We start from the raw sequence: 24,209 nt of genomic DNA on the forward strand, positions 1-24,209 counted from the left end.
AACTCTTTCCTTTTCGTCAAAAATCATTGCAGCCACCGCTGGATTTGCCTTGGTTTCAGCAACGAACCAAGCGCAAATCCTTTGTTTTAAAGCGGTTGCAGCTCTCTGTTTAATAGTGCTTAAGAACGTTCGAGCTCGATGTCCAAGCCCAGAGAGCGGATTTCCTTGACCAGCACGTTGAACGATTCGGGCATGCCCGCTTCGATCGAGTGCTCGCCCTTGACGATGGACTCGTACACCTTGGTACGACCGACCACGTCGTCGGACTTCACAGTCAGCATTTCCTGCAGCACATAGGCGGCGCCGTAAGCTTCCAGCGCCCACACTTCCATTTCACCGAAACGCTGACCACCGAACTGGGCCTTACCGCCCAGAGGCTGTTGCGTCACCAGCGAGTAAGGACCGGTGGAGCGGGCATGCATCTTGTCGTCAACCAAGTGGTGCAGCTTCAGGTAGTGCATATAGCCCACGGTGGTCGGACGCTCGAAGCGCTCGCCGGTGCGGCCGTCATACAGATACGCCTGAGTGCGTGTCTCGGTCAGGCCCTTGGCGGCAGCGATGTCGTCAGGGTAGGCCAGCTTCAGCATGTCCTTGATTTCGGCTTCGGAAGCACCGTCGAACACCGGCGTTGCGAACGGCACGCCCGTGGTCAGCTCCTTGGCCATGGACATGACTTCGCCGTCATCCAGCTGAGACAGCTCTTCCTTGCGACCGCTGCGGTTGTAGATCTCTTCCAGGAAGGCGCGCACTTCAGCAGCACGGGCTTCCTTTTGCAGCATGTCGCCAATGCGCTGGCCCAGGCCCTTGCCGGCCCAGCCCAAGTGCACTTCCAGCACCTGACCGATGTTCATACGCGAAGGCACGCCCAGCGGGTTCAGCACGATGTCGGCAGTGGTGCCGTCGGCCAGGAAAGGCATGTCTTCCACAGGAGTGATCTTGGAGACCACACCCTTGTTGCCGTGACGGCCGGCCATCTTGTCGCCGGGCTGCAGACGACGCTTGACGGCCAGGTAGACCTTGACCATCTTCAGCACGCCGGCAGGCAGCTCGTCGCCTTGCGTGAGCTTCTTGCGCTTTTCTTCGAACGCCAGGTCGAAAGTGTGACGCTGCTGCTCGATGGAGTTCTTGATGGACTCCAGCTGAGCGGCCACATCGTCTTCGGCAGGGCGAATGTCGAACCAGTGGAACTTCTCCACGCCGTCCAGATAGGCCTTGTCGATCTTGGCGCCCTTGGACAGCTTCTGAGGACCGCCGTTGGCCACACGGCCGGTCAGCAGCTTCTCGATACGGTCGAAAGCATCGGCTTCAACAATGCGCAACTGGTCGTTCAGGTCCAGGCGGAAGCGCTTGAGTTCATCGTCGATGATCTGCTGGGCACGCTTGTCGCGCTGGATGCCTTCACGCGTGAACACCTGCACGTCGATCACGGTGCCTTGCGAGCCCTGATCCACACGCAGAGAAGTGTCCTTCACGTCGGAAGCCTTCTCGCCGAAGATGGCGCGCAGCAGCTTCTCTTCAGGCGTCAGCGTGGTCTCGCCCTTGGGGGTGACCTTGCCCACCAGCACATCGCCGGGTTGCACTTCGGCGCCCACGTAGATGATGCCGGACTCGTCCAGGCGGTTCAGTTGCTGCTCGGACAGATTGGGGATGTCGCGTGTGATTTCTTCGGCACCCAGCTTGGTGTCACGAGCCATCACCACCAGCTCTTCGATGTGGATCGAGGTGTAGCGATCGTCAGCCACGATGCGCTCGTTGATCATCACCGAGTCTTCGTAGTTGTAGCCGTTCCAGGGCATGAACGCGATCAGCATGTTCTGGCCGATGGCGATTTCGCCCAGGTCGGTCGAAGCGCCGTCCGCCAGCACATCACCCTTGGCCAGCTTGTCGCCACGGCTGACGATGGGGCGCTGGTGGATGTTGGTGTTCTGGTTGGAACGCTGATACTTGATCAGGTTGTAGATGTCCACGCCGACTTCACCGGCCACGGCTTCGTCGTCGTTCACACGGATCACGATGCGGGTGGCATCGACATAGTCCACGATACCGCCGCGCTTGGCAGTGACCACGGTGCCGGAGTCCACGGCAGCAACGCGCTCGATGCCGGTACCGACCATGGGCTTTTCAGGACGCAGCACAGGCACGGCCTGACGCGACATGTTGGCGCCCATCAAGGCACGGTTCGCATCGTCGTGTTCCAGGAACGGAATCAGCGAGGCGGCCACGGACACGATCTGCGCAGGCGACACGTCCATGTACTGCACGCGCTCGGCCGACACCAGGGTCGATTCACCGGCTTCACGGGCCGACACCAGCTCGCCCACCAGATTGCCTTCGGCATCCAGATCGGCGTTGGCCTGGGCGATCACGTACTTGCCTTCTTCGATGGCCGACAGATAGTCGATGTCCATCGTCACCTTGCCGTCCACCACGCGACGGTACGGGGTTTCGATGAAACCGTACTCGTTGAGGCGGGCGTACAGAGCCAGCGAGTTGATCAGACCGATGTTGGGACCTTCAGGCGTTTCGATAGGGCAGACGCGGCCATAGTGGGTCACGTGCACGTCACGCACTTCAAAGCCTGCACGTTCGCGGGTCAGACCGCCTGGGCCCAGAGCGGAAACACGACGCTTGTGCGTGATTTCTGCCAGAGGGTTGGTCTGGTCCATGAACTGCGACAGCTGCGAGGCACCGAAGAACTCCTTCAGGGCCGCAGAGATGGGCTTGGAGTTGATCAGGTCGTGAGGCATCAGAGGCTCTTGCTCGGCCTGACCCAGACGTTCCTTCACAGCCTTTTCGATACGCGCCAGACCGGTGCGGTACTGGTTCTCGGCCAGTTCGCCCACGCAACGCACGCGGCGGTTGCCCAGGTGGTCGATATCGTCGACTTCGCCACGGCCATTGCGCAGGTCCACCAGGATCTTGACCACGGCCAGGATGTCTTCGTTGGACAGCACCATGGGACCGGTCGCGCCTTCGCGGCCGATCTTGGCGTTGAACTTCATGCGGCCCACGCGCGACAGATCATAGGTGTCGGCGTTGTAGAACAGGCGCTGGAACAGGGCCTGCACGGCGTCCTCGGTAGGAGGCTCGCCAGGGCGCATCATGCGGTAGATGGCAACGCGGGCAGCGAACTCATCCACGGTTTCATCGGTGCGCAGGGTCTGCGAGATGTAGGCGCCCTGGTCCAGTTCGTTGGTGTAGATGCACTGAACGTCCTGCACACCGGCGCTGCGCAGCTTCTTGAGCAGGGCTTCGGTCAGCTCTTCGTTGGCCTTGGCGATGATTTCGCCGGTATCGGGATCAACGATGTTCTTGGCCAGCACACGACCCAGCAGGAAGTCTTCGGGCACGCTGACGAACTTGGTGCCGGACTGCTCCAGCTCGCGGGTGTGGCGAGCGGTGATGCGCTTGTCCTTGGCGACCACGACCTTGCCGGACTTGTCGGTGATGTCGAAACGCGCGACTTCGCCCTTCAGGCGATCGGCCACGAATTCCATCTGCGCACCGCTGTCCATCAGGCGGAAGTTGTCGTTCACGAAGAACGTTGCCAGGATGGTCTCGGGCGTCATGCCGATGGCCTTCAGCAGGATCGACACAGGCATCTTGCGGCGACGGTCGACGCGGAAGTACAGCAGGTCCTTGGGGTCGAACTCGAAGTCCAGCCAGGAGCCGCGGTAAGGAATGATGCGAGCCGAGAACAGCAGCTTGCCCGAGCTATGGGTCTTGCCCTTGTCGTGCTCGAAGAACACGCCAGGCGAACGGTGCAGCTGAGACACGATCACGCGCTCGGTACCGTTGATGATGAACGAACCCTTGTCGGTCATCAGGGGCACTTCGCCCATGTAGACCTCTTGTTCCTTCACTTCCTTGACCACCTTGGACTGAGCCGTGGAGGACTCGCGGTCATAGATGATCAGCTGGACCTTGGCGCGGACAGCGGAGGCGAAGGTCAGACCACGGGTCTGGCATTCACGCACGTCGAAAGCGGGCTTGGCGAGGTTGTACTCGACAAACTTCATCTCCACAAAACCATTGTGGGAGACGATGGGGAAGGCGGAATTGAAGGCCGCTTGCAGGCCATCAATGGTACGTTTTTTGGGGGCTACATCTGCCTGCAGGAATGCTGTATAGGCATCTTTTTGCATCTGCAGCAGATAAGGCACTTCGAGCACGCTATCGCGGCTCCCGAAGCTTTTGCGGATTCGCTTGCGTTCGGTATAAGAATAGGCCATGAGATCTCCGGGCAAAGACATGAGTCCTGGGTCTGCGACGACTGCCCCACAGGGTTCTCCTGCGGGCTTGGCGGTTGGCCACTACCAACCATGGCTGACGGCGATGCGTTGCACATCGCCCGAACCAAGGCATCTTCTGCTGTCGGATTGTCAGAAGACACTAAAAAGCAGACTCCCTAGGAAACCTGCTTTTTGGTGTGTTCTTTAAGCGCACTCCACAAGCGCCAAAGGCTGGAGACCCTTTTACGAGTCTCCAGCCCTTGATTTCACTGAATTACTTCAGTTCAGCCTTGGCACCGGCTTCAACCAGCTTCTTCACAGCGGCTTCAGCGTCAGCCTTGGGAGCGGCTTCCTTCACGGTCTTGGGAGCGCCGTCGACCAGATCCTTGGCTTCCTTCAGACCCAGGCCGGTGATTTCGCGCACAGCCTTAATCACGGACACCTTGTTAGCGCCAGCGTCGGTCAGAACGACGTTGAACTCGGTCTTTTCTTCAGCAGCAGCAGCGCCACCAGCAGCGCCGCCAGCAGCGGGAGCAGCCATAGCAGCGGCGGACACGCCAAACTTCTCTTCAATAGCCTTGACCAGGTCGTTCAGTTCCAGAACAGTCATGCTGTCCAGGGCGGTCAGGAATGCGTCTTTATCGAATGCCATTTTGATTTCCTAAAATTGGTTGGTTTTGCCGAGCACTCAGGCTGCGGCTGTTTCTGTTGCCGCTTCGGCAGAGCCTTCGCCCTTCTTGGCCGCCAGAGCGCCCAGCACAACGGCTGTACGCGAGATAGGCGACATGAGCAAGCCGCACAGTTGTGCGAGCAGTACTTCCTTGGAGGGGATGTTTGCCAGTTGCTTAACGCCGTCGATGTCCAGGGCCTTGCCTCCGAACGCGCCACCGCGAATCACCAACTTGTCGTTGGTCTTCGCGAAGTCGGCCACCACCTTGGCGGCAGCCACTGCGTCTTCAGAGAAGCCATAGATCAGGGGACCAGTCATCTGGTCAGCCACCACGTCAAACGCGCTACCGGCAACAGCACGGCGGGCCAGGGTGTTCTTCAACACGCTCAGGCTCACACCCTTGCTGCGAGCATCGGCACGCAGTTTGGTCATGTCGGCGACCGTGATGCCACGGTATTCCGCGATCACAAGCGTTTGAGCTTTAGCGGCGAGGCTGGTCACTTCGTTGATGACCGCTTCTTTCTCACTGCGATTAAGACTCAAGGTCTACTCCTTCAAATGCATATGCAAGGCAAGCCCTGCATACACGCTCTTGTTGCAGCGACCAACTGTTTAGGAAAAATTTCCATCTGCAGCGGGATCGCCATCTGCGTTGGCCTTCGTGATTAAGTGATCAAATCACACCAACGGTCTTGGATGACCTGCAGGAGCAACAACTCCCGCAGCCCACCACACCAGATGAGCAAAGCTCATCTGACGATTTCTAGCAATTACGCCGAGATGGATTGTGTATCGACGCGAACGCCCACACCCATGGTCGACGAAACAGCCACCTTGCGCAGGTACAGACCCTTGCTGGAAGCAGGCTTGGCCTTGTTCAGTGCATCGATCAGAGCAGCCAGGTTGCCCTGCAGCTTGTCGGCATCGAACGAACGGCGACCGATCGTGCCGTGCACGATACCAGCCTTGTCCACGCGGAACTGCACCTGACCAGCCTTGGCGTTCTTCACGGCCGTAGCGACGTCAGGAGTCACGGTGCCAACCTTGGGGTTGGGCATCAGGCCGCGGGGGCCCAGGATCTGACCCAGCTGACCCACAACGCGCATAGCGTCGGGAGCAGCGATCACCACGTCGAAGGGCATGTCGCCGGCCTTGACTTGAGCAGCCAGGTCGTCCATGCCGACCACGTCAGCGCCGGCGGCCTTGGCTTCTTCAGCCTTGGCGCCTTGTGCGAACACAGCCACGCGAGCAGTCTTGCCGGTACCGTGAGGCAGCACCACGGCGCCACGCACCACTTGGTCCGACTTCTTGGCATCCACGCCCAGTTGCACGGCCACGTCGATGGATTCATCGAACTTGGCAGTTGCAGCTTCCTTCACCAGCGCCACGGCGTCAGCGAAAGAGTACAGCTTGTTGGAATCAACCTTGCCCTGGAGAGCTTTTTGCTTCTTGGTCAACTTGGCCATTTACACACCCTCCACGATCACGCCCATCGAACGGGCAGAACCAGCCAGCGTACGCACAGCAGCGTCAACGTCAGCGGCGTTCATGTCCTTCAGCTTGGTCTTGGCGATTTCTTCCAGCTGAGCACGTGTGATCTTGCCAACCTTGTTCTTCAGAGGATTGGAAGAGCCCTTGTCCAGCTTCACAGCCTTCTTGATCAGAACGGTTGCGGGAGGGGTCTTGATGATGAACGTGAAGCTCTTGTCAGCAAAAGCCGTGATCACCACGGGCAGAGGCAGGCCGGGCTCGACACCTTGGGTCTGGGCGTTGAACGCCTTGCAGAATTCCATGATGTTGAGGCCGCGCTGACCCAGCGCAGGACCAATGGGAGGAGAAGGATTGGCCTTACCAGCTGGCACTTGCAGCTTGATGAAGCCGACGATTTTTTTCGCCATGTTGAGCTCCTTACGGGTATAGCGCCATTTGCAATATCTGCAAACAGCTCCCCGAGGTTGCTGACTCTACAAAAAAGCTTCGCATCGAGTCAAAAAATGCGAAGCCCTATATTCTATTGCGAATCTCAAGTTTTCTCAACTTGAGAGAATTCCAATTCCACAGGAGTCGCGCGGCCAAAGATGGTGACCGAGACACGCAGACGGTTCTTTTCGTAGTTGACTTCCTCGACGGAGCCGTTGAAGTCCGCGAACGGACCTTCCTTGACACGAACCATTTCGCCGACCATGAACTCGACCTTGTGGCGGGGCTTTTCGGTGCCCTCCTGCATCTGGTCGACGATCTTGCGAACTTCTTCTTCAGAGATGGGGGCAGGACGGTTCTTGGCACCACCGACGAAACCGGTCACCTTGCTGGTGTGCTTCACCAGGTGCCAGGTATCGTCATCCATCACCATTTCGACGAACACATAACCGGGGAACAGGCGGCGCTCTGTGGTGCGGCGAGTGCCGTTGCGCATTTCCACCACTTCTTCGGAAGGCACCAGGATGCGGCCAAACTTGGACTGCATGTCCGAGCGAGCAATACGCTCCGCAATATTGCGCTCGACAGCCTTCTCCATACCCGAATAGGCATGGACGATATACCAGCGCAGATCGGGATTGGCGGGTCCCGCTGCTCCACCATTCACATCTGTTTCGACTGCATCAGCCATTACTTCCTCCAGCCCAAAATCAAGTCGTACAAGACCCATTCAAGCGTCTTATCGGTGAACCACAAGAACAAGGCCATCACCACCACAAACGCAAAGACATACAGTGTCATCTGCATGGTTTCCTTGCGGGTGGGCCAGACCACCTTCTTCACCTCACGCCAAGCATCACGAGCAAAGCCAATGAAGCGCTTGCCCGGCTCAGAGATCAGAAACACGCCAGCAGCCAGCACCAGGCCGACAATCAGAGCCGCCCACTGAACCAGCGCACCTTGCTTGCTCAACAGATAAAAGCCAGCAATAGAAGCAACAACTAAAGCCGCAACAGCGGCTAATTTTGCTTTGTCAGCAGCAGAGCTGACTGTTTCAACCTGAGTAGTGGCCATATTTTGTTTCAAATGCACAAAAATGTGCAATTTCAAGACACAAAAGCCCGCCAAAGGCGGGCTCTTGTTGATTCCACCATTAAGAGGTGGCAGGGGCAGTAGGAATCGAACCTACAACCTTCGGTTTTGGAGACCGACGCTCTGCCAATTGAGCTATACCCCTACAAATCAATTATGCAATGATCGTGGCAACCACACCGGCGCCCACAGTACGACCACCTTCGCGGATAGCGAAACGCAGACCTTCTTCCATGGCGATGGGGGAGATCAGCTTCACAGTGATCGACACGTTATCGCCAGGCATCACCATTTCCTTGCCTTCGGGCAGTTCGATGGAGCCGGTCACGTCAGTTGTACGGAAGTAGAACTGGGGACGGTAGTTGTTGAAGAAGGGAGTGTGGCGACCGCCTTCGTCCTTCGACAGCACGTAAACTTCAGCAGTGAAGTTGGTGTGGGGCTTGATGGAGCCGGGCTTGCACAGCACTTGGCCGCGTTCCACGTCTTCACGCTTGGTGCCGCGCAGCAGCAGACCCACGTTGTCGCCCGCTTGACCTTGGTCCAGCAGCTTGCGGAACATTTCCACGCCGGTGACGGTGGTCTTGACGGTGTCCTTGATACCGACGATTTCGATTTCTTCGCCGACCTTGACGATACCGCGCTCGATACGGCCGGTCACCACGGTACCACGACCGGAGATGGAGAACACGTCTTCCACGGGCATCACGAAGGCGCCGTCAACAGCACGCTCGGGAGTGGGGATGTAGGTGTCCAGAGCTTCGGCCAGCTTCAGGATGGCAGGCTCGCCCTTGTCGGACTGGTCACCTTCCAGGGCCAGCTTGGCGGAGCCGCGGATGATGGGGGTGTCGTCACCGGGGAAGTCGTACTTGGACAGCAGCTCGCGCACTTCCATTTCGACCAGTTCCAGCAGTTCTTCGTCGTCCACCATGTCGGCCTTGTTCAGGAACACGATGATGTAGGGCACGCCCACCTGACGCGACAGCAGGATGTGCTCGCGAGTCTGGGGCATGGGGCCGTCAGCAGCGGAGCAAACCAAGATAGCGCCGTCCATCTGAGCGGCACCAGTGATCATGTTCTTCACATAGTCAGCGTGGCCGGGGCAGTCCACGTGAGCGTAGTGGCGGTTGGCAGTTTCGTACTCAACGTGCGAAGTGTTGATCGTGATACCACGAGCCTTTTCTTCGGGGGCGTTGTCGATCTGCGAGTAGTCCTTGGCTTCACCGCCGAAGTGCTTGGACAGCACGGTAGCGATAGCAGCAGTCAGGGTGGTCTTGCCGTGGTCAACGTGACCGATGGTGCCCACGTTCACGTGGGGCTTGGTGCGCTCGAATTTTTCTTTTGCCATTTTTCCGACTCCGAAAAAATTAATTCACTGCAAGAGGATTTCGGCGCAACCCTATCAAGCGAGCGCACCAGAAAATGGTGCCCATGGCGGGAATCGGACCCGCGACCTCTCCCTTACCAAGGGAGTGCTCTACCACTGAGCCACATGGGCAAAGAAGCTGCAAAAACAACTTCTAAAATCTTTGCTCGCAAACTGGAGCGGGAGACGGGAATCGAACCCGCGTCATTAGCTTGGAAGGCTAGGGTTCTACCATTGAACTACTCCCGCACAGATTTACTACTGCACGTGACTGCTATTTCTAGCAATCGCTCTTCTCAACCATTGCTGGTGGAGGGGACAGGATTCGAACCTGTGTACGCGTTAGCGGGCAGATTTACAGTCTGCTGCCTTTAACCACTCGGCCACCCCTCCGAAGAGACTTGAATTGTAGCATCTATTTCCAGCTTAAAAAGAAATTTTGAAATTTCTTTTTTCTTGCCGAAGATCGATGCTGGCGCGGCTGGCGGGGATCGAACCCACGACCCTTGGCTTCGGAGGCCAATACTCTATCCACTGAGCTACAGCCGCGAATCCGTCAGGCCGCTTGCACGGCCAACAACAATTCAACAGCCGCAATTATTGCACGGGTTTGGACACCCAAATCACAAATTCACCTGAAATCCCAAACCAGACAAGTAGACATCCACCGACATCGAACCAACCTTGACCAATGAGAAACTCCCTTCCGTCAATACCCAACCATGTATAAGACCTACAAAAAGAGAGTGCAAACCGAGAGCAGCCTCTTCCGGGGATACCGACAACTGCACGGACTGCCCCTGTGCCGCAGCCGCCAGGTCGTGCGCAAATTTTTCCCGAGCGAAGCCTGAACTTTCTATATGCTGCAAACGCACATCAGCCAGTTCGCCCACGTATTCCATTTTGAATAGCGCCGTTTCAAACACCTTGCGTCTGCGCTCATCCTCGTCCAAGCTCTCGAACACACACAGGATGGAGTGACGAATGCGCTCTAGCGGCAACAGGTCACCATACCTGTCGTCACAGATTTCTTCGAAAGGCAGGCATATGCGCCCAAGCATGGAAACAAAGACATCCATCTTGTCCTTGAAGTGCCAGTACACCGCCCCGCGTGTAGCCCCTGCACGCTGCGCGATATCGCCCAGAGAGGTTCGAGATACACCCTTCTCGAAAAACACCTCTTCAGCCGCATCCAGCAGCTTGGTGCGCGTCTCATCCGCTTCAGCCTTGGTTCTTCGAGCCATCACTCACCCTCTCCATCAATCGCCGGCCATAGATCGCCGCGAGAAAAGCCATTTCTCAACTGCTTTACGCAGCGTTTGCAATTATACATTTATGCATGTATGTATAATTTCCCTAGCACCGATATGCAGGAAACCATCTAGGGTTTCCACCCGAACGAGCGCTCCACTGCGGACAGCGCTCTTTTCTCGTTTTCACAATGTCAACCGGAAGGACGTTCATGCACCCGATGTATGAAGCAAACCAGGCTCCCGACAATCAGTCCCATTCAGCCGCATCCGGCACCCGCTCCATGGTCATCGGCCTGAGCTTGGCTGCTGCACTGGGCCTAGTCGCATGCAGTGACAAAAACGCGGAAGCTCAAAAAGCACAAGCAGCCGCTCAGGCACAGCCACCCGAAGTAGGTGTAGTGACGGTATCCATGCAGAACGTGCCTTTGATCTCCGATCTGCCAGGCCGCCTGGAGCCATCGCGCATTGCTCAGGTTCGCGCCCGCGCAGCCGGCATCGTGCAAAAGCGCCTGTTCCAGGAAGGCTCGGATGTCAAGGCTGGCCAGGCCCTGTTCCAGATTGACAACACCCCATACAAGGCCAACCTGCAGAGCGCTCAGGCGACCCTGGCACAGGCCGAAGCCAATCTCGCCCAGGCATCTGCCACCGCACGCCGCTACAAGCCCCTGGTGGAAGCCAATGCCATCAGCAAGCAGGAGTACGACACGGCCATTGCCAACGAAAAGGCGGCACTGGCACAAGTTGCGGCAGGCAAGGCGGCAGTCACCAATGCCAACGTCAACCTGGGCTATGCCAGCGTGACAGCCCCCATCTCCGGACGCATCGGCCGCGCTCTGGTGACGGAAGGCGCTCTGGTCGGCCAGGGCGAAGCCACGCAGCTGGCGACCATTCAGCAAGTCAACCCGCTGTACGTGAACCTGACTCAGTCCTCTTCCGACATCATGCGCATGCGTGAAGCGCTCGGTTCCGGCAAGTTAGCAAAGGTAGGTGACAACGCAGCGCGCGTCCACGTCTATTTGGACGATGGCAAGGAGTACGCACACACCGGCAAGCTGCTGTTCACCGACCTGACCGTGGACCCGACTACCGGCCAGGTCAGCGTGCGCGCGGAGCTGCCCAATCCCGACGGACTGCTGTTGCCCGGCACTTACGTACGCGTGCACCTGGAGCAGGCACAGGTCGAGAACGCCGCGCTGATTCCGCAACAAGCCGTGACCCGCAACGAAAAGGGCAACTTCGTCATGATCGTGGCCGAGGATGGCTCCGTGGCACCACGCCCCGTTCAGATCAGTCAGTCCAGTGGCAATAACTGGGTTGTCACATCCGGCCTGAAAGCTGGAGAAAAAGTCATGGTGGACGGCCTGATCAAGGTGGGTATGGGGGCCAAGAAGGTCAAGCCCGTCGAGATCAACAATGCGGCTGCCGGCGCACCAGCACAACCCTCTGCTGCGGCCCCCGCCGCACCTGCGCAAGAGAAAGCCACCACACCAGCCGAAGGTGCTGGCGAAGGCCAGGCAGCCAAGTAACAGGCACGATCCATGTCAAAGTTTTTCATCCACAGACCGATCTTTGCCTGGGTGATCGCGATTTTCGTGATCATTGCGGGCGTGATCTCCATCACCAAGCTACCGGTGGCACAGTTCCCATCGGTCGCACCTCCGACCATCAACGTGACAGCGACCTACCCGGGCGCCACGTCACAGACCATGACGGACTCCGTTCTGCAACTGATCGAGCGCGAAATCAACGGCGCGCAAGGTCTGATGTATATGGAAGCCTCCGCCCCTGCGGGCGGCCAAGGCACGCTGACCGTCACCTTTGCTCCAGGCACCAACCCCGATCTGGCGCAGGTGGACGTGCAAAACCGCCTCTCGCGCGTGCTGCCTCGCCTGCCTCAGGTCGTTCAGGCCCTGGGCGTGCGCGTGGACAAGTCCATGAGCAACTTCCTGATGATTCTGGCCTTCCAGGCCGAGTCTGGAGAGACTTCGCGTGACGACATTGCCGACTACGTGAACCGCAATGTGGTGCCTGAAATCCAGCGTCTGGACGGCGTGGGCAAGGCACAGCTGTTTGCCTCGGGTCGTGCCATGCGCGTCTGGGTGGATCCTGCCAAGCTCCAGGGCTTCGGTCTGTCGATTGCATCGGTCAACGCAGCGATTGCCGCGCAGAACCAGCAGATCTCCGGTGGTGCCCTTGGCAACCTGCCCAGCACACCCGGCACCACTACCACTGCCACGATCGTGGTGCCCGGCCAGCTGACCACGCCCGAAGAATTCGGTGAAGTGGTTCTGCGCTCCAATTCCGACGGCTCCACCGTGCGTCTCAAGGATGTGGCTCGCATCGAACTGGGCATTGAAAGCTACGCTTTCGAGTCCCGTCTGGACGGCAAGCCCGCCGTGGCCATGGCCGTGCAGCTGACCTCGACGGCCAACGCCATGGCAACTGCCAAGCTGGTCAAGGCCAAGATGGCCGAGATGGAGCCCTTCCTGCCTGCCGGTGTGAAGTGGTCCTCGCCCTACGACACCTCCAAGTTCGTGAAGATTTCCATCGAAAAGGTGGTGCACACGCTGCTTGAAGCCATCGTGCTGGTGTTCATCGTGATGCTGATCTTCCTGCAGAACATCCGCTACACCCTGATCCCTACCATCGTGGTCCCCATTGCATTGCTCGGCACGTTTGCCGTGATGCTGGTGGCCGGCCTGACCATCAACATTCTGGCCATGTTCGCCATGGTGCTGGTGATCGGTATCGTGGTGGACGATGCCATCGTGGTGGTGGAAAACGTCGAGCGCATCATGGCCGAGGAAGGCCTTCCGCCCAAGGAAGCCACCATCAAGGCCATGGGCCAGATCCAGGGCGCCGTGGTCGGCATCACCGTGATTCTGGTGACGGTGTTCCTGCCCTTGGCCATGTTCTCCGGCGCGACGGGCAACATCTATCGCCAGTTCTCGCTGGTGATGGCCATCTCGATCTTCTTCTCGGGCTTCTTTGCGCTGACGCTGACGCCTGCGCTTTGCGCCACCATGCTCAAGCCCATTCCCAAGGGCCACGCGCACGACAAGAAGACCGGCTTGCTCGGCCCGTTCTACAACTGGTTCAACCGCAAGTTTGACGCAGGCACGAAGCGCTACTCTTCCGCACTCTCCGGTGTGGTCAAGCGCTCCGCTCAAGCCTTTATCGTCTATCTGCTGGTGATTGCCGGCGTGGTCTTCATGTTCATGCGACTGCCTACGGCCTTCCTGCCAACGGAAGACCAGGGCTATGTCATCTCGCTGACGCAACTTCCTCCCGGCGCCAGCCTGGAACGCACGAGCAAGACCGTTGCAGAGCTGGAAAAGTTTGTGCTGAGCCAGCCCGAAGTCGATCACATCGTGAGCATTCTGGGCTTCAGCTTCATGGGCCAGGGCCAGAACGTGGGTCTGGCGTTCACCACGCTCAAGGACTGGTCCGAGCGCACAGCCCCGGGCTCGGACGCCACGTCTTTCGCCGACCGAGCCAAGGGCGCCATGTCAGCGCTGCGCGATGGCTTCATCTTTACCCTGGTGCCTCCATCCATCTCGGAACTGGGCAATAGCGATGGCTTCACCTTCCGCCTGCAGGATCGTGGCAGCAAGGGTCATGCAGCCTTGCTGGCAGCCCGCAACCAGCTGGTTGCCAAGGCCAACCAGAGCCCGGTTCTGGCCGGCGTGCGCTTTGATGGCGTGGATGACGCCCCGCAATGGCAGGTCGACATCAACCGCGATGCGGTCTATGCCCAGCGTGTGAGCATGGGCGATCTGGCCACCACACTGGCGACCGCTTTGGGTTCGTCCAACTCCACGGACTTCCCCAACAACGGTTTCATGCAGCGTGTGACCATCCAGGCCGATGCGGCTCGTCGCATGCAGCCCGAGGACGTGATGCGCCTGACGGTGCCCAACGCGCAAGGCCAACTGGTGGAGCTTTCCACCATGGTCAGCGCCAAGTGGATCAGCGGCCCCATGCAGCTGACACGCTACAACGGCTACCCCTCCATGAGCATCACTGGTCAGGCCAAGCCCGGCTTTACCAGCGGTGACGCCATGAAGGAAATGGAAAAGCTGGCCCAGGAACTGCCCGACGGCTTCGGCTACGAGTGGACCGGCCAGTCTCTGGACGAGAAAAAGGCGGGCTCCTCGGCCATGCTGCTGTATGCGTTCTCCATCCTGGCCGTGTTCCTGTGTCTGGCCGCACTGTATGAAAGCTGGAGCATCCCGCTGTCCGTGCTGCTGGTCGTGCCTCTGGGCGTGTTCGGCGCCGTGGCCGGCATGCTGATGCGCGGCATGCCCAACGACATCTACTTCCAGGTGGCACTGATCACGGTGATCGGTCTGTCGGCCAAGAACGCCATTCTGATCGTGGAGTTCGCCAAGGACCTGCATGCGGAAGGCAAGAGCGCGCTGGAAGCCGCGCTGGAAGCCGGTCACCTGCGTTTCCGTCCGATTCTGATGACCTCGCTGGCCTTTATTCTGGGCGTGGTGCCGCTGTACATCGCCTCCGGCGCCAGCGCTGCCAGCCAGAAGGAGATCGGCACCGGTGTGTTCTGGGGCATGGTGATTGGCACGCCGATCTCCGTGTTCCTGGTGCCCGTGTTCTTTGTGGCCGTGTTCAATCTGTTTGGCAAGAAGTCCAAGCAGGACTCCAACGCCACTCCCCCGGCGGCAACTTCTGCAGCACAGGGAGGCTCGCAACATGAATAAAACCTTGCTACCCGTAGCACTGGCCGGCGCGCTGCTGGCCAGTGGCTGCTCCTTCATCCCCACGCTGGAGCGCCCTGCCGCTCCGGTGGCTGAGCATTACTCTGCCGCCGACGAGCAGGCTGGCACCACCGCGGCCGCCGACATCCCATGGCAGCAGTTCTACACGGACCCTCGCCTTCAGCAGGTGATCCAGCTCGCGCTGGACAACAACCGCGACCTTCGTGTGGCCGTGCTCAACATCGAAAAGGCGCAGGCTCAGTACCAGATCCAGCGTGCCGCCCAGTTTCCTGAGTTCGGTGTGGCAGGCAGCGCCAGCCGCCAGCCCAGTGCCGCCACGGGCCGCTATGCCAACTCGTACATGGCAGGCCTTTCCATGCCCAGCTGGGAGATTGACTTCTGGGGCCGCATCGGCAGCCTCAAGCAGCAAGCTCTGGCCCAGTATCTGGCGACTGAGGAAGGCCGCAAAGCGGCCCAGATCAGTCTGATTGCAACGGTCGCCAACACCTGGCTGAACCTGCAGGCTGACGAGGAGTTGCTGGCCATTTCCCGTCGTACCCTGGGCACACGCGAGCAGTCCATCAAGCTGACCAAGCTGCGACTGGACTCCGGTGTCGCTTCCGAGCTGGACTACCGCCAGGCTCAGTCGCTGACCGAAAGCGCACGCGCCACGCTGGCCCAGCAAGCCGGTCAGCGCGAGCGCGACGTCAACGCCCTGACCCTGCTCGTGGGCCAGACTCTGCCTGCCGATCTGATGACCAGCATGCAAGGCAAGCAACTGCGCGATCTGCCTGCCCTGGCCGATGTTCCTTCGGGCCTGCCTTCTGACCTGCTGCTGCGCCGGCCCGACATCCGTCAGGCCGAGCAAAGCATGATTGCCGCCAATGCCAGCATTGGTGCGGCACGTGCGCTGTTCTTCCCGAACATCTCCCTGACCGCCTCGGCAGGTTTCGCAAGCTCCGACATCTCCGATCTGCTCAAGTCGGACTCTGCGGCGTTCACGATTGCGCCTTCGCTGTATCTGCCCATCTTCAATGCAGGCCGCAATCGCGCCAATCTGCAGGTTGCAGAAGCCAGCCAGAAGATTGCCGTGGCTCAATACGAAGGCTCCATTCAGTCGGCCTTCCGCGAGGTGTCCGACACCTTGGTGAATCGCCGAGCACTCAAGGATCAGCTTGATGCCCAATCGCGTCAGCTGGAGGCCGAGCAGGTTCGCTACAAGCTGTCGGACCTGCGCTACACCAACGGCGTGGCCAGCTACCTGGATCTGCTGGATGCGCAGCGTTCACTGTTTGCACTGGAGCAATCCGTGGTTCAGGTCCGCCTGGCGCAGCTGCAAAACCAAGTCAATCTCTACAAGGTGCTGGGCGGCGGCTGGACGGAGGCAAGCGCCAGCAACAACCCTGCGGCAGCAACTACAGCCCAGTAATCGGGCCAAGATTTGCACTCTCACACAAGGCGTCTTCGGACGCCTTTTTTCATGCACGCCACAAATTGGCTGCACAAAGTTGATCCAACTCAACTCCTTTATGCAGCAGCCGTCAACCCGGATCGTCGTGCACTGGCGTTCTTAACCCTCACTTCTATAATGGTTTGTTCATCCCCATCCCACGATCTCAGAGGACTTCATGAGCGAGCAACACCACGAAGAAGCCCATACAGGCCCCATTAAAAAACCCAAGCAGCTGTTGCTTGCCGTCTTCTTCTCGTTTGTGGTTCCCATCTTCGTCATCATCGGTCTGGTCAAGTTCGTGACTTCGTCCGACACCACGGGCGCAGGCACGGCCAATGCCGAAATGGCCAAGGCCATGCGTCTGCAAAAAGTGGGAACGGTAGAAATTCGTGATGCCAACCGCCCTCTGCGCGGTGGCGCGGAAGTCTTCAAGTCGCAATGCGCGGCCTGCCATGAAACCGGCGTAGCCGGCGCACCCAAATTCCAGGATGCAGCAGCCTGGGGCCCGCGCATCAAGCAGGGTCTGGAAACGCTGGTGCACTCTGCCCTGGCCGGCAAGGGTGCAATGGCGGCCCAGGGTGGCGGCGAGTTCAATGACACGGAAATTGCCCGTGGCGTGGTCTATATGAGCAATGCTGCCGGCGCCAACTTCCCCGAGCCCCAGCCTGCAGCCGGCGCAGCAGCCGGTGATGCCCCCGCAGCAGCACCTGCGGCCCCCGTCGCCGCTGCACCTGCAGCAGCTGTTGCAGCCGCCGAGCCAGCACCTGCATCCGCCCCGGCTCCCGCAGCTGCCGCGGCCTCCGATGTGGGCAAGAACATCTACAACACCACCTGCATGGCCTGCCACGCCAGTGGCGTAGCCGGAGCTCCCAAGTTTGGCGACAAGGCTGCCTGGGCACCTTTCATTGCCAAGGGCATGGACGATATGGTGCAGAAGGCCACTCAAGGTGTTGGGGCCATGCCTCCCAAGGGCGGCTCCACTGCTTCGGACGCAGACTTCAAGGCCGCCATTCAGTACATGGTGGATGCAGCCAAGTAAGCTCTGCTCTTTGCTCCGCAAAAACCGGCCTTTGGCCGGTTTTGTTATTTTTGACCGGACGCCTTTTGTACGCCAGTACAGGCAGCGATCAGACTTGATGAGCCTGCGGGCTAGGCACAAAGCCAAACGTCAATGGAAGCGAAGCGCTGTCGACCTCCTGCACCTCGGGCAGCACGCCGCCTTCCAGCGCATTCGCGGCATCCAGCATGTCCAGGCTGTGCACCATGCCCAGGCCCTGCGGCAACGCCAGGAAAAGCCGCCCCTGTTCATCCAGCAGCACCTGCTGCACCTGTTCGATCGCCAGCTCCTGGCCCGTGTGGCTGCTCAGCTGCAGGCCATGCTCTGTGCATCGCAGACGCCATATCCATGGCGCACTCTCCAGCTCCACATACACACGCTGCGGGCCGTTCTGGAAATACCAGCGACCATCTGACTCGGCCAAATAGTTGCGACCGATGAATTCAGCCAGCTTTTCGTGGCGCAGCAGATTGCCCCTGGCTCCGGGCTTGCCGCCGGCAAACGCGCCGCATGCCTGGGCCTGCTCGTCTCTGAGCCACCACTGGCCGCGCGCATCCAGACCCAGCCAGCCGCTGCAGGCCGGCACGTTGGGCCATTTCGCCATGGCCTGCTTCACGATGTCATCCATCACTCATCTCCTGATTATTCTGCGAACGCTCAGAGCCACTGCTCCAGCCATTCGGTCACGGCCAGCGGCATGGCCTGCACATGGGCAGGCCAGGCCCCGCTGGCAAAGCCCACATGTCCGCCGTGCGGCGGCTGCCATAGCTGCACGGTGGCACTGACCTCATCGGGCCTGGGCAGACTGTGCGCCGGCACAAACGGATCGTTGCGCGCATTGAGCAGCAACAAGGGCACGGCCACTTGCTTGAGCAGGGGCTTGGCCGAGGCCCGGCTCCAGTAATCATCAGCATCCCTGAAACCATGGACCGGGGCCGTGAACACATCGTCAAAGTCATGCAGGGTGCGTGCGCGCTGCAGCCGCTCCCTATCGAACACCCCCGGCGACTGCTGCCATTTGGCGAGGGCCTTGGGCACCAGGGTACGCATGAACATGGGGGTGTAGATCCAGCGATTGAGCCCCTGGCCCAGATTGACGCCTCCGGCCACCAGGTCCAGCGGCGCACAGATCACTGCTGCACCCTTGACGAGTTCTGCAGCCGCCTGCTGCCGCAGCCCGGCCCAGCGCGCAAGGGCATTGCCGCCCAACGATACACCCATTGCCAGCAATTCGCCGCTCGCGCTTTGCTGCAGCCGGCGCAAAACCCAGTCCACCTCGTCCGAGTCGCCAGAGTGATAAGCACGCAGCAAGCGATTGGGCTCACCGCTGCAGCCGCGAAAATGCGGCACGGCCAGATGCCAGCCGCGCTGCGCGCAGACCTGTGCCAGGGCCTTGGCGTAGTGGCTGGAGGAAGAACCTTCCAGGCCATGAAACAGCACCAGTGTGGGAGCGCTTGCACTTGTCAGGCCGCTTGAAAAATCGATATCGATAAAATCGCCATCGGGCGTATCCCAGCGTTCGCGCCGCCACGTCGGAGACTCTCCGCCCTTCGCACAGAGTGCAGCCCAAATGGTCTGGACATGACCTCCGGGCTGCCACCAAGGTGCGCGAAATTGTTCGAAATTCATGAGGAACCCAGCCAGCTCCGCAGCTCTGACTGCAGGGCGTCTTTCTGTGCCGCACGCCAGACCAGTTCAGGCGGAGCCACATGAATTCCCGGCGGTGCCTTGAGCAAGGCTGCCTCCACCAGACGGGCCACATGCATGGCGCGCACGGGCCGCTCCGTCTGCGGCAGCATATAGCTGAGCGCCGAAAGCATGGTCTTTGCCGTGCGCTGCAGCCAATGGCCTGCATTGATTTTCTGGGCTTCTCTGGCCGAGCGCACAAAAATCAGCCGTTCGAAGCCCAGTGTGGCCACGCCTTGCTCATTGAGATTGGCCAGCCCCTGCTTCAAAGCCTGGGGCAGGCTGCCCATATCGTGGGGCAGCACCACTGCAAGCGTATGCACACCACAGCGCTGCATCCACTGCGCCACCGCCTGCAGCTGATCGGGCCGGGGCGTCCACAAGGCGCGCTCGCGCTGGTAATAGGGACGCGGAGGCTCAAACATGATGAGGCCCACATCGGCGCTCTGCACAGGCCATTGCTGCACATCGCCGTGCAGTTGCGTCAGCAACTCCATGCCACGCAGGCCCTGGACATAGGGCTCGCGTGCCAGCACCTGGACCAGCGCATAGTTCTGCGCGCCAACCACGCGACTGAGCACCTCGTTGCCCAGCGGCCCCGTGGCCCCGGCCAGCAACAGGCGCGGCAAGGTCGCAGTTTTCGGGCCGGGACGCTGTGCGCCACGCAGGGCATCGAGTGGAGAAACAGTGGACATGATTGCAATGCTAGCGCCACCGGGCAGCGGACAGGGCAACAGGCTGCGCTCGCACACTGGCCTGCCAAGGCCTTATGCTATGGTTTCCGTCTCAATCTCGTGAATGGAAACACCCATGAAACGCTGGCTTCTGGCAATCGCAACTGCGGCCTCCATGCTCTCCCTCACGGGCTGCGGCTATAACGACTTTCAGCGCCTGGATGAAAAATCCAAGGCTGCCTGGAGCGAGGTGCTGAATCAGTACCAGCGCCGCTCGGATCTAATCCCGAACATTGTCGCCACGGTCAAGGGCGAGGCCAACTTCGAGCAGGAGACCCTGACCAGGGTGATTGAAGCACGCGCCAAGGCCACCTCGATTCAGGCCACGCCCGAGCTGATCAACAACCCCGAAGCCTTCAACAAGTTTCAGCAGGCTCAGGGCGAGATCTCCAGCGCGCTCTCGCGCCTGATGGTGGTGGCGGAAAAATACCCCGAACTCAAGGCCAACCAGGCGTTCCGCGATCTGCGTGTGACGCTGGAAGGCACGGAAAATCGCATCACCGTGGCGCGCAACGAATACATAGGCACCGTACAAGCCTACAACGTGCTGGCGCGCAGCTTCCCCACCAATATCACGGCCAAGGTATTCAGCTACAAGGTCAAGCCGACCTTCACGGTGCAAAACGAAGCCCAGATCTCGCAGCCACCGGCGGTTGACTTTTCCACACCCGCGGCGCCTGCCGGCAGCAAGTAGTTGCGCGCACAGCTCTTTAAACCCATGCAAACATCGCCTCAAGCCCTTTTCTACAAAGCGCTTGCAGCTATTGTTTTAGCCAGCATGGTGCTGCTGTCGGCGCTGCCGGCCCTGGCGCAGGGTGGCGCAGGCGCTCAGCTGCAGCCCGTGCCCGAGCTGACGGCGCGCGTCATCGACCAGACCGGCACGCTGAGCCAGAGCAATCAACAGGCGCTGAGCGAGCAGCTCAAGAAGCTGGAGGACGAGACCGGCGCCCAGGTCGCCGTGCTCATGGTCGCCACCACGGCTCCGGAGGACATTGCCGCCTATGCCTGGCGCGTGGCCAGCAACTGGAAGCTGGGGCGCAAGGACATAGGCGACGGCTCTCTCATCGTCGTGGCCAAGAACGACAGGCGCATGCGCATCGAGGTGGCGCGCAAGCTGGAGGGCGCGATTCCCGACATCCAGGCCGCACGCATCATCGACGGCGCCATGAAGCCGCGCTTCCGCGCCGACGACTATGCGGGTGGCCTGTCTGCCGCCATCGAGCAGATGAGCCTGCTGATTCACGGCGAGAAACTGCCCGCACCGCAGTCCGAGGCGCGCAAGTCGGGCCCATCCTGGTCCGAAAATCTGGACTTTCTGCTTCCGCTGCTGTTTTTCGGCTTTCCGATCGGGATTGCCGTCGCCCGCGCCATCTTCGGCCGCGTGCTGGGTTCGCTGATCATTGGAGGCATTGCCGGGACGGCCGCCTATGTGATCACCACCAGCCTATTGATTGCAGGCGTGGCCGGCGTTGTTGGCCTGATCTTCACCCTGCTCTCCAACCTCTCGCGGGGCGGAGGCGGACCGTATATCAGTACCGGCGGGGGCGGCGGCTGGAGCAGCGGCAGCGGGGGAGGCTTCAGCTCGGGAGGCGGTTTCAGCTCCGGTGGCGGCGGCAGCTTTGGTGGCGGTGGCGCCTCGGGGGACTGGTGAAATGAGCAATGTCTTTCAACGCCTGGCACGTCTGGTGCGACACCGCTGGGCCGAACAGCATCTGCGCAAGGCCTTGCCGCCTGCCACGCTCAAGGAGCTGGAATTGCTGATCGCCAAAAGCGAGCTGGGCCACACCGGTCAGGTCCGCATCTGCGTCGAGGCCGGCCTGCCCTGGAGCTATATCTGGCGCGATGCCACGGCGCGCGAGCGCGCGCTCTCGCAGTTCGCCAAGCTCCATGTCTGGGACACGGAGCACAACAACGGCGTCCTGATCTACCTGCTGCTGGCCGACCACGCCATAGAAATCGTGGCCGACCGCGCACTGGACCGCACCATGAACGCCGAGCAATGGCAAACGCTGATCAGCGATATGCAGTCCGCCTTCCAGGGCGGGCATTTCAGCATGGGCCTGGTATCGGCACTGGAGCGCGTCAACCGGCAACTGCAGGCGCATTTCCCGCGCAAATCCGCGGCCAACACGCAGCGAAACCTGCCCGATACACCCGTGGTCCAAAGGCATCTGCCGGGCCGCAACCGCTGATCCGGTTCTGCAGCCGCACCCACCGGCTGCAGACCTCAGAGGCCTCAGGCCAGCACATGTCGCCCATACGGCGAACACAGCCAGAGCACGGCCGCCACATTGATCAGGACCATGAGCCAGAACTGCAGCTGAAAGCTGGTCTTGCTGCTTTTGTGGCGCAGCCACTGCTGGGCCAGCAGGGCACCGGGCCAGCCTCCGGCCAACGCCATGGTCTGCAGCGTGTTTTCCGGCGTGCGCCACTGCCCCTTCTGGGCGGCCCATTTGTCCTGCCAGTAGGCCATGAAGGTCAGCATGCTCAGGCCTGCATAGGTCAGCCAGAGGATACGCGGTATGCCCCAAATCACGGCGGTGGCCAGCATCATCAGCAGCCAGACCAGCAACACGCCATAGCTGAAGCCACTGGAGGCATGCCAGCCCTGAGGCACCGCACGCGAGGACTGCAAACGCCCTGCAGAAGGGCTGTTGCGCCGCACCGAAGAAGACCGTGCCTGAGGCACTGGGCCGCCAGCGCGCCATGCAACCTGAAGCGCGCGTTTTCTGCCCTGCTCCATGCCGACGGAAAACTCCAGGCGCAGACCGGGCCGAGGACGCTGCTCTGCGGGCGGGCGCGGCTCAAAAGCACTGATATGGACAAACAGACGCTCGCCACCGCCATCGGCCTCTATCCAGCCAAAGCCACGCTCGTCATTCCATTGCGTCAAGGTACCGCTGTAGCGCATCCATGTCCTTTGTTGTTTTTGGCACCGCGAACAGGCCCGGTGATGCAAAAAGCAGGTGGGCCCCATCCAGAAAAAACCTTTTTACCCGCATGGCTGTGTTAGTTTTGGGGCAGCCGTATTTTCTTAAGAAAGCACTCAAGCATGCAGAAATCTCTGTTCTCTCTGGCCGTCATCAGCTCTGCCCTGGCACTGAGCGCCTGCTCCTCCATCAGCCCCAGAGGCGCCGAAGCACCGGCTGAATACGACTACGCACTGAGCTGCAAGCTCAAGGAGGATGACCCCAAGAAGTGCGAAGCCCAGATCCGAGCCCTCTGCGAAGACCCCAGCAAGGCCGTGGTGCGCAAATCACGCCATGTGGACCCCAAGGACAGCTCCGTGGTCTACGGCTATCAGGCCGCCTGCAACGGCTAAGCTGCTTGCGCGCTGCCGCGGTTCGGAATCCTGCTGGTTTCGGGATCAGTTCCTTTTGGGACAAGCACAGTGCGCTTCGATTTCCGCAGCAACAGTCCATAAAAAAAGCCACCGCATGCGGTGGCTTTTTGCTGCTGATGGCATGTGCTCATGGGCACAGCACATCAACGCTTCTGGCGGTACTTGCGCAGAGCCGCAATCTGAGCTGCCATCACGGCCAGCTCGGACTGCGCACGAGCGATGTCCAGTTCGCCCTTGGCGTTCTTCAGGGCTTCCTCGGCCGCAGCCTTGGCCTTTTGCGCCTTTTCATCGTCCAGATCCTTGCCGCGGATGGCGGTGTCGGACAGCACGGTCACGCAGTTGGGTTGCACTTCCAAAATGCCGCCGGCCACGAAGACGAACTCTTCGCTGCCGTCAGGCATTTCGATGCGCACCGAACCCGGCTTGATGCGGGTGATCAGCGGTGTGTGGCGGGGATAAATGCCCAACTCGCCCGCTTCACCGGGCAAGGCGACAAAGCGCGCTTCACCGGAGAAGATGGACTCTTCGGCACTGACCACATCAACGTGAATAGTGTTCATCTTTGCTCCTAGAAAAGGTAAAAACTGGTCCTAAAACAAGCACACCCCAAGCCAGAGACGCCGAGCAAGGGCCGCCCCGCAGCGAGGGCGTCGTCCCCCTCCTGAAAGAGAGGGGGAAGCGGCGCAAGCCG

At 60.1% G+C, this 24,209-nt stretch carries 22 protein-coding genes and 5 tRNA genes; 8 read left to right on the plus strand and 19 right to left on the minus strand.

The features are described from left to right. Positions 1-119 precede the first annotated feature (119 nt). The 14 genes from rpoB to AAIL67_RS14690 all read right to left on the minus strand — a co-directional run bounded on the left by rpoB (position 120) and on the right by AAIL67_RS14690 (position 10,521). Positions 120-4,232: a DNA-directed RNA polymerase subunit beta gene (gene rpoB, locus AAIL67_RS14625; protein ID WP_003065687.1), complete on the minus strand. Its 4,113-nt coding sequence runs from the start codon at positions 4,230-4,232 to the stop codon at positions 120-122. A gap of 274 nt (positions 4,233-4,506) precedes the next feature. Further along, entirely contained in the window at positions 4,507-4,884 is a 378-nt protein-coding gene (gene rplL, locus AAIL67_RS14630) for a 50S ribosomal protein L7/L12 (protein ID WP_003065690.1), read from the minus strand. 36 nt (positions 4,885-4,920) lie between these two features. Then, positions 4,921-5,445: a 50S ribosomal protein L10 gene (rplJ, locus tag AAIL67_RS14635; protein WP_003065692.1), complete on the minus strand. Its 525-nt coding sequence runs from the start codon at positions 5,443-5,445 to the stop codon at positions 4,921-4,923. Between the two features lie 227 nt (positions 5,446-5,672). After that, on the minus strand, positions 5,673-6,368 hold the full coding sequence (rplA, locus tag AAIL67_RS14640) for a 50S ribosomal protein L1 (RefSeq protein ID WP_003065693.1): 696 nt from the start codon (positions 6,366-6,368) through the stop codon (positions 5,673-5,675). Next, positions 6,369-6,800: a 50S ribosomal protein L11 gene (gene rplK / locus AAIL67_RS14645; RefSeq protein ID WP_034359623.1), complete on the minus strand. Its 432-nt coding sequence runs from the start codon at positions 6,798-6,800 to the stop codon at positions 6,369-6,371. It lies immediately after the preceding gene. Positions 6,801-6,925: 125 nt separating this feature from the next. Then, a complete protein-coding gene (nusG, locus tag AAIL67_RS14650; protein WP_003065695.1) occupies positions 6,926-7,513 on the minus strand; it encodes a transcription termination/antitermination protein NusG in 588 nt (195 codons plus the stop codon). Next, entirely contained in the window at positions 7,513-7,896 is a 384-nt protein-coding gene (gene secE / locus AAIL67_RS14655) for a preprotein translocase subunit SecE (RefSeq protein ID WP_012836790.1), read from the minus strand. Before secE ends, nusG begins: the two co-directional genes overlap by 1 nt. 87 nt (positions 7,897-7,983) lie before the next feature. Further along, positions 7,984-8,059, minus strand: a tRNA-Trp gene (locus AAIL67_RS14660). Positions 8,060-8,068: 9 nt separating this feature from the next. Then, complete coding sequence (gene tuf, locus AAIL67_RS14665) at positions 8,069-9,259, minus strand: elongation factor Tu (RefSeq protein ID WP_012836789.1); 1,191 nt, start codon at positions 9,257-9,259, stop codon at positions 8,069-8,071. A 75-nt stretch (positions 9,260-9,334) separates the two neighbouring features. Continuing rightward, positions 9,335-9,409 (minus strand) — tRNA-Thr (locus AAIL67_RS14670). Positions 9,410-9,452: 43 nt separating this feature from the next. Beyond that, a tRNA-Gly gene (locus AAIL67_RS14675) sits at positions 9,453-9,526 on the minus strand. A gap of 58 nt (positions 9,527-9,584) precedes the next feature. Further along, positions 9,585-9,670 (minus strand) — tRNA-Tyr (locus AAIL67_RS14680). Between the two features lie 80 nt (positions 9,671-9,750). After that, positions 9,751-9,826 (minus strand) — tRNA-Arg (locus AAIL67_RS14685). Between the two features lie 74 nt (positions 9,827-9,900). Further along, positions 9,901-10,521, minus strand: coding sequence for a TetR family transcriptional regulator (locus AAIL67_RS14690; RefSeq protein ID WP_003065361.1), 621 nt, complete (start codon positions 10,519-10,521; stop codon positions 9,901-9,903). A gap of 227 nt (positions 10,522-10,748) precedes the next feature. Here AAIL67_RS14690 and AAIL67_RS14695 point away from each other — a divergent pair, with 227 nt between their 5' ends. The 4 genes from AAIL67_RS14695 (at position 10,749) to AAIL67_RS14710 (ending at position 17,737) form a co-directional block, all read left to right on the plus strand. Beyond that, positions 10,749-12,056, plus strand: a complete 1,308-nt coding sequence (locus tag AAIL67_RS14695; RefSeq protein ID WP_052057678.1) for an efflux RND transporter periplasmic adaptor subunit — start codon at positions 10,749-10,751, stop codon at positions 12,054-12,056. A 12-nt stretch (positions 12,057-12,068) separates the two neighbouring features. Next, the gene (locus AAIL67_RS14700) at positions 12,069-15,248 is read left to right on the plus strand and encodes an efflux RND transporter permease subunit (protein ID WP_034359077.1); all 3,180 of its coding nucleotides are present in this window, start codon (positions 12,069-12,071) and stop codon (positions 15,246-15,248) included. Continuing rightward, entirely contained in the window at positions 15,241-16,674 is a 1,434-nt protein-coding gene (locus AAIL67_RS14705) for an efflux transporter outer membrane subunit (RefSeq protein WP_034359075.1), read from the plus strand. The genes AAIL67_RS14700 and AAIL67_RS14705 overlap by 8 nt, the downstream gene beginning before the upstream one ends. Before the next feature lie 199 nt (positions 16,675-16,873). After that, positions 16,874-17,737, plus strand: coding sequence for a c-type cytochrome (locus AAIL67_RS14710; protein ID WP_034394903.1), 864 nt, complete (start codon positions 16,874-16,876; stop codon positions 17,735-17,737). 88 nt (positions 17,738-17,825) lie between these two features. Here the strand turns inward: AAIL67_RS14710 and AAIL67_RS14715 are convergent, their stop codons facing one another. The 3 genes from AAIL67_RS14715 to AAIL67_RS14725 are packed head-to-tail and all read right to left on the minus strand — an operon-like array spanning position 17,826 to position 20,136. Continuing rightward, positions 17,826-18,383, minus strand: a complete 558-nt coding sequence (locus tag AAIL67_RS14715) for a DUF2946 family protein (RefSeq protein WP_343484289.1) — start codon at positions 18,381-18,383, stop codon at positions 17,826-17,828. A 29-nt stretch (positions 18,384-18,412) separates the two neighbouring features. Then, the gene (locus AAIL67_RS14720) at positions 18,413-19,384 is read right to left on the minus strand and encodes an alpha/beta fold hydrolase (protein ID WP_343484290.1); all 972 of its coding nucleotides are present in this window, start codon (positions 19,382-19,384) and stop codon (positions 18,413-18,415) included. Then, positions 19,381-20,136, minus strand: coding sequence for a hypothetical protein (locus AAIL67_RS14725; protein ID WP_343484291.1), 756 nt, complete (start codon positions 20,134-20,136; stop codon positions 19,381-19,383). Before AAIL67_RS14725 ends, AAIL67_RS14720 begins: the two co-directional genes overlap by 4 nt. A gap of 115 nt (positions 20,137-20,251) precedes the next feature. Here AAIL67_RS14725 and AAIL67_RS14730 point away from each other — a divergent pair, with 115 nt between their 5' ends. From AAIL67_RS14730 to AAIL67_RS14740, 3 genes are read left to right on the plus strand one after another with little or no spacing between them, the layout of a single operon-like run. Next, a complete protein-coding gene (locus tag AAIL67_RS14730) occupies positions 20,252-20,869 on the plus strand; it encodes a LemA family protein (protein ID WP_003065385.1) in 618 nt (205 codons plus the stop codon). Between the two features lie 24 nt (positions 20,870-20,893). Next, the gene (locus AAIL67_RS14735) at positions 20,894-21,826 is read left to right on the plus strand and encodes a YgcG family protein (RefSeq protein WP_343484292.1); all 933 of its coding nucleotides are present in this window, start codon (positions 20,894-20,896) and stop codon (positions 21,824-21,826) included. Position 21,827: 1 nt separating this feature from the next. Beyond that, positions 21,828-22,367: a TPM domain-containing protein gene (locus tag AAIL67_RS14740; RefSeq protein ID WP_034359067.1), complete on the plus strand. Its 540-nt coding sequence runs from the start codon at positions 21,828-21,830 to the stop codon at positions 22,365-22,367. Positions 22,368-22,411: 44 nt separating this feature from the next. Here the strand turns inward: AAIL67_RS14740 and AAIL67_RS14745 are convergent, their stop codons facing one another. Beyond that, complete coding sequence (locus AAIL67_RS14745) at positions 22,412-23,086, minus strand: cold shock and DUF1294 domain-containing protein (RefSeq protein ID WP_063665409.1); 675 nt, start codon at positions 23,084-23,086, stop codon at positions 22,412-22,414. A 141-nt stretch (positions 23,087-23,227) separates the two neighbouring features. Between AAIL67_RS14745 and AAIL67_RS14750 the strand changes: the two genes are divergently transcribed. Next, entirely contained in the window at positions 23,228-23,497 is a 270-nt protein-coding gene (locus tag AAIL67_RS14750) for a hypothetical protein (RefSeq protein WP_034359063.1), read from the plus strand. Between the two features lie 164 nt (positions 23,498-23,661). On the opposite strand, the gene AAIL67_RS14755 is transcribed toward AAIL67_RS14750, so the two are convergent. After that, positions 23,662-24,078 carry a F0F1 ATP synthase subunit epsilon gene (locus AAIL67_RS14755; RefSeq protein WP_003059364.1) on the minus strand — a complete coding sequence of 139 codons (417 nt, stop codon included), beginning with the start codon at positions 24,076-24,078 and terminating at the stop codon, positions 23,662-23,664. Between the last annotated feature and the right edge of the window lie 131 nt (positions 24,079-24,209).

The sequence above is a fragment of the Comamonas sp. A7-5 genome, assembly GCF_039581385.1.
GTDB classification, from domain to species: Bacteria; Pseudomonadota; Gammaproteobacteria; order Burkholderiales; family Burkholderiaceae_C; genus Comamonas; species Comamonas thiooxydans.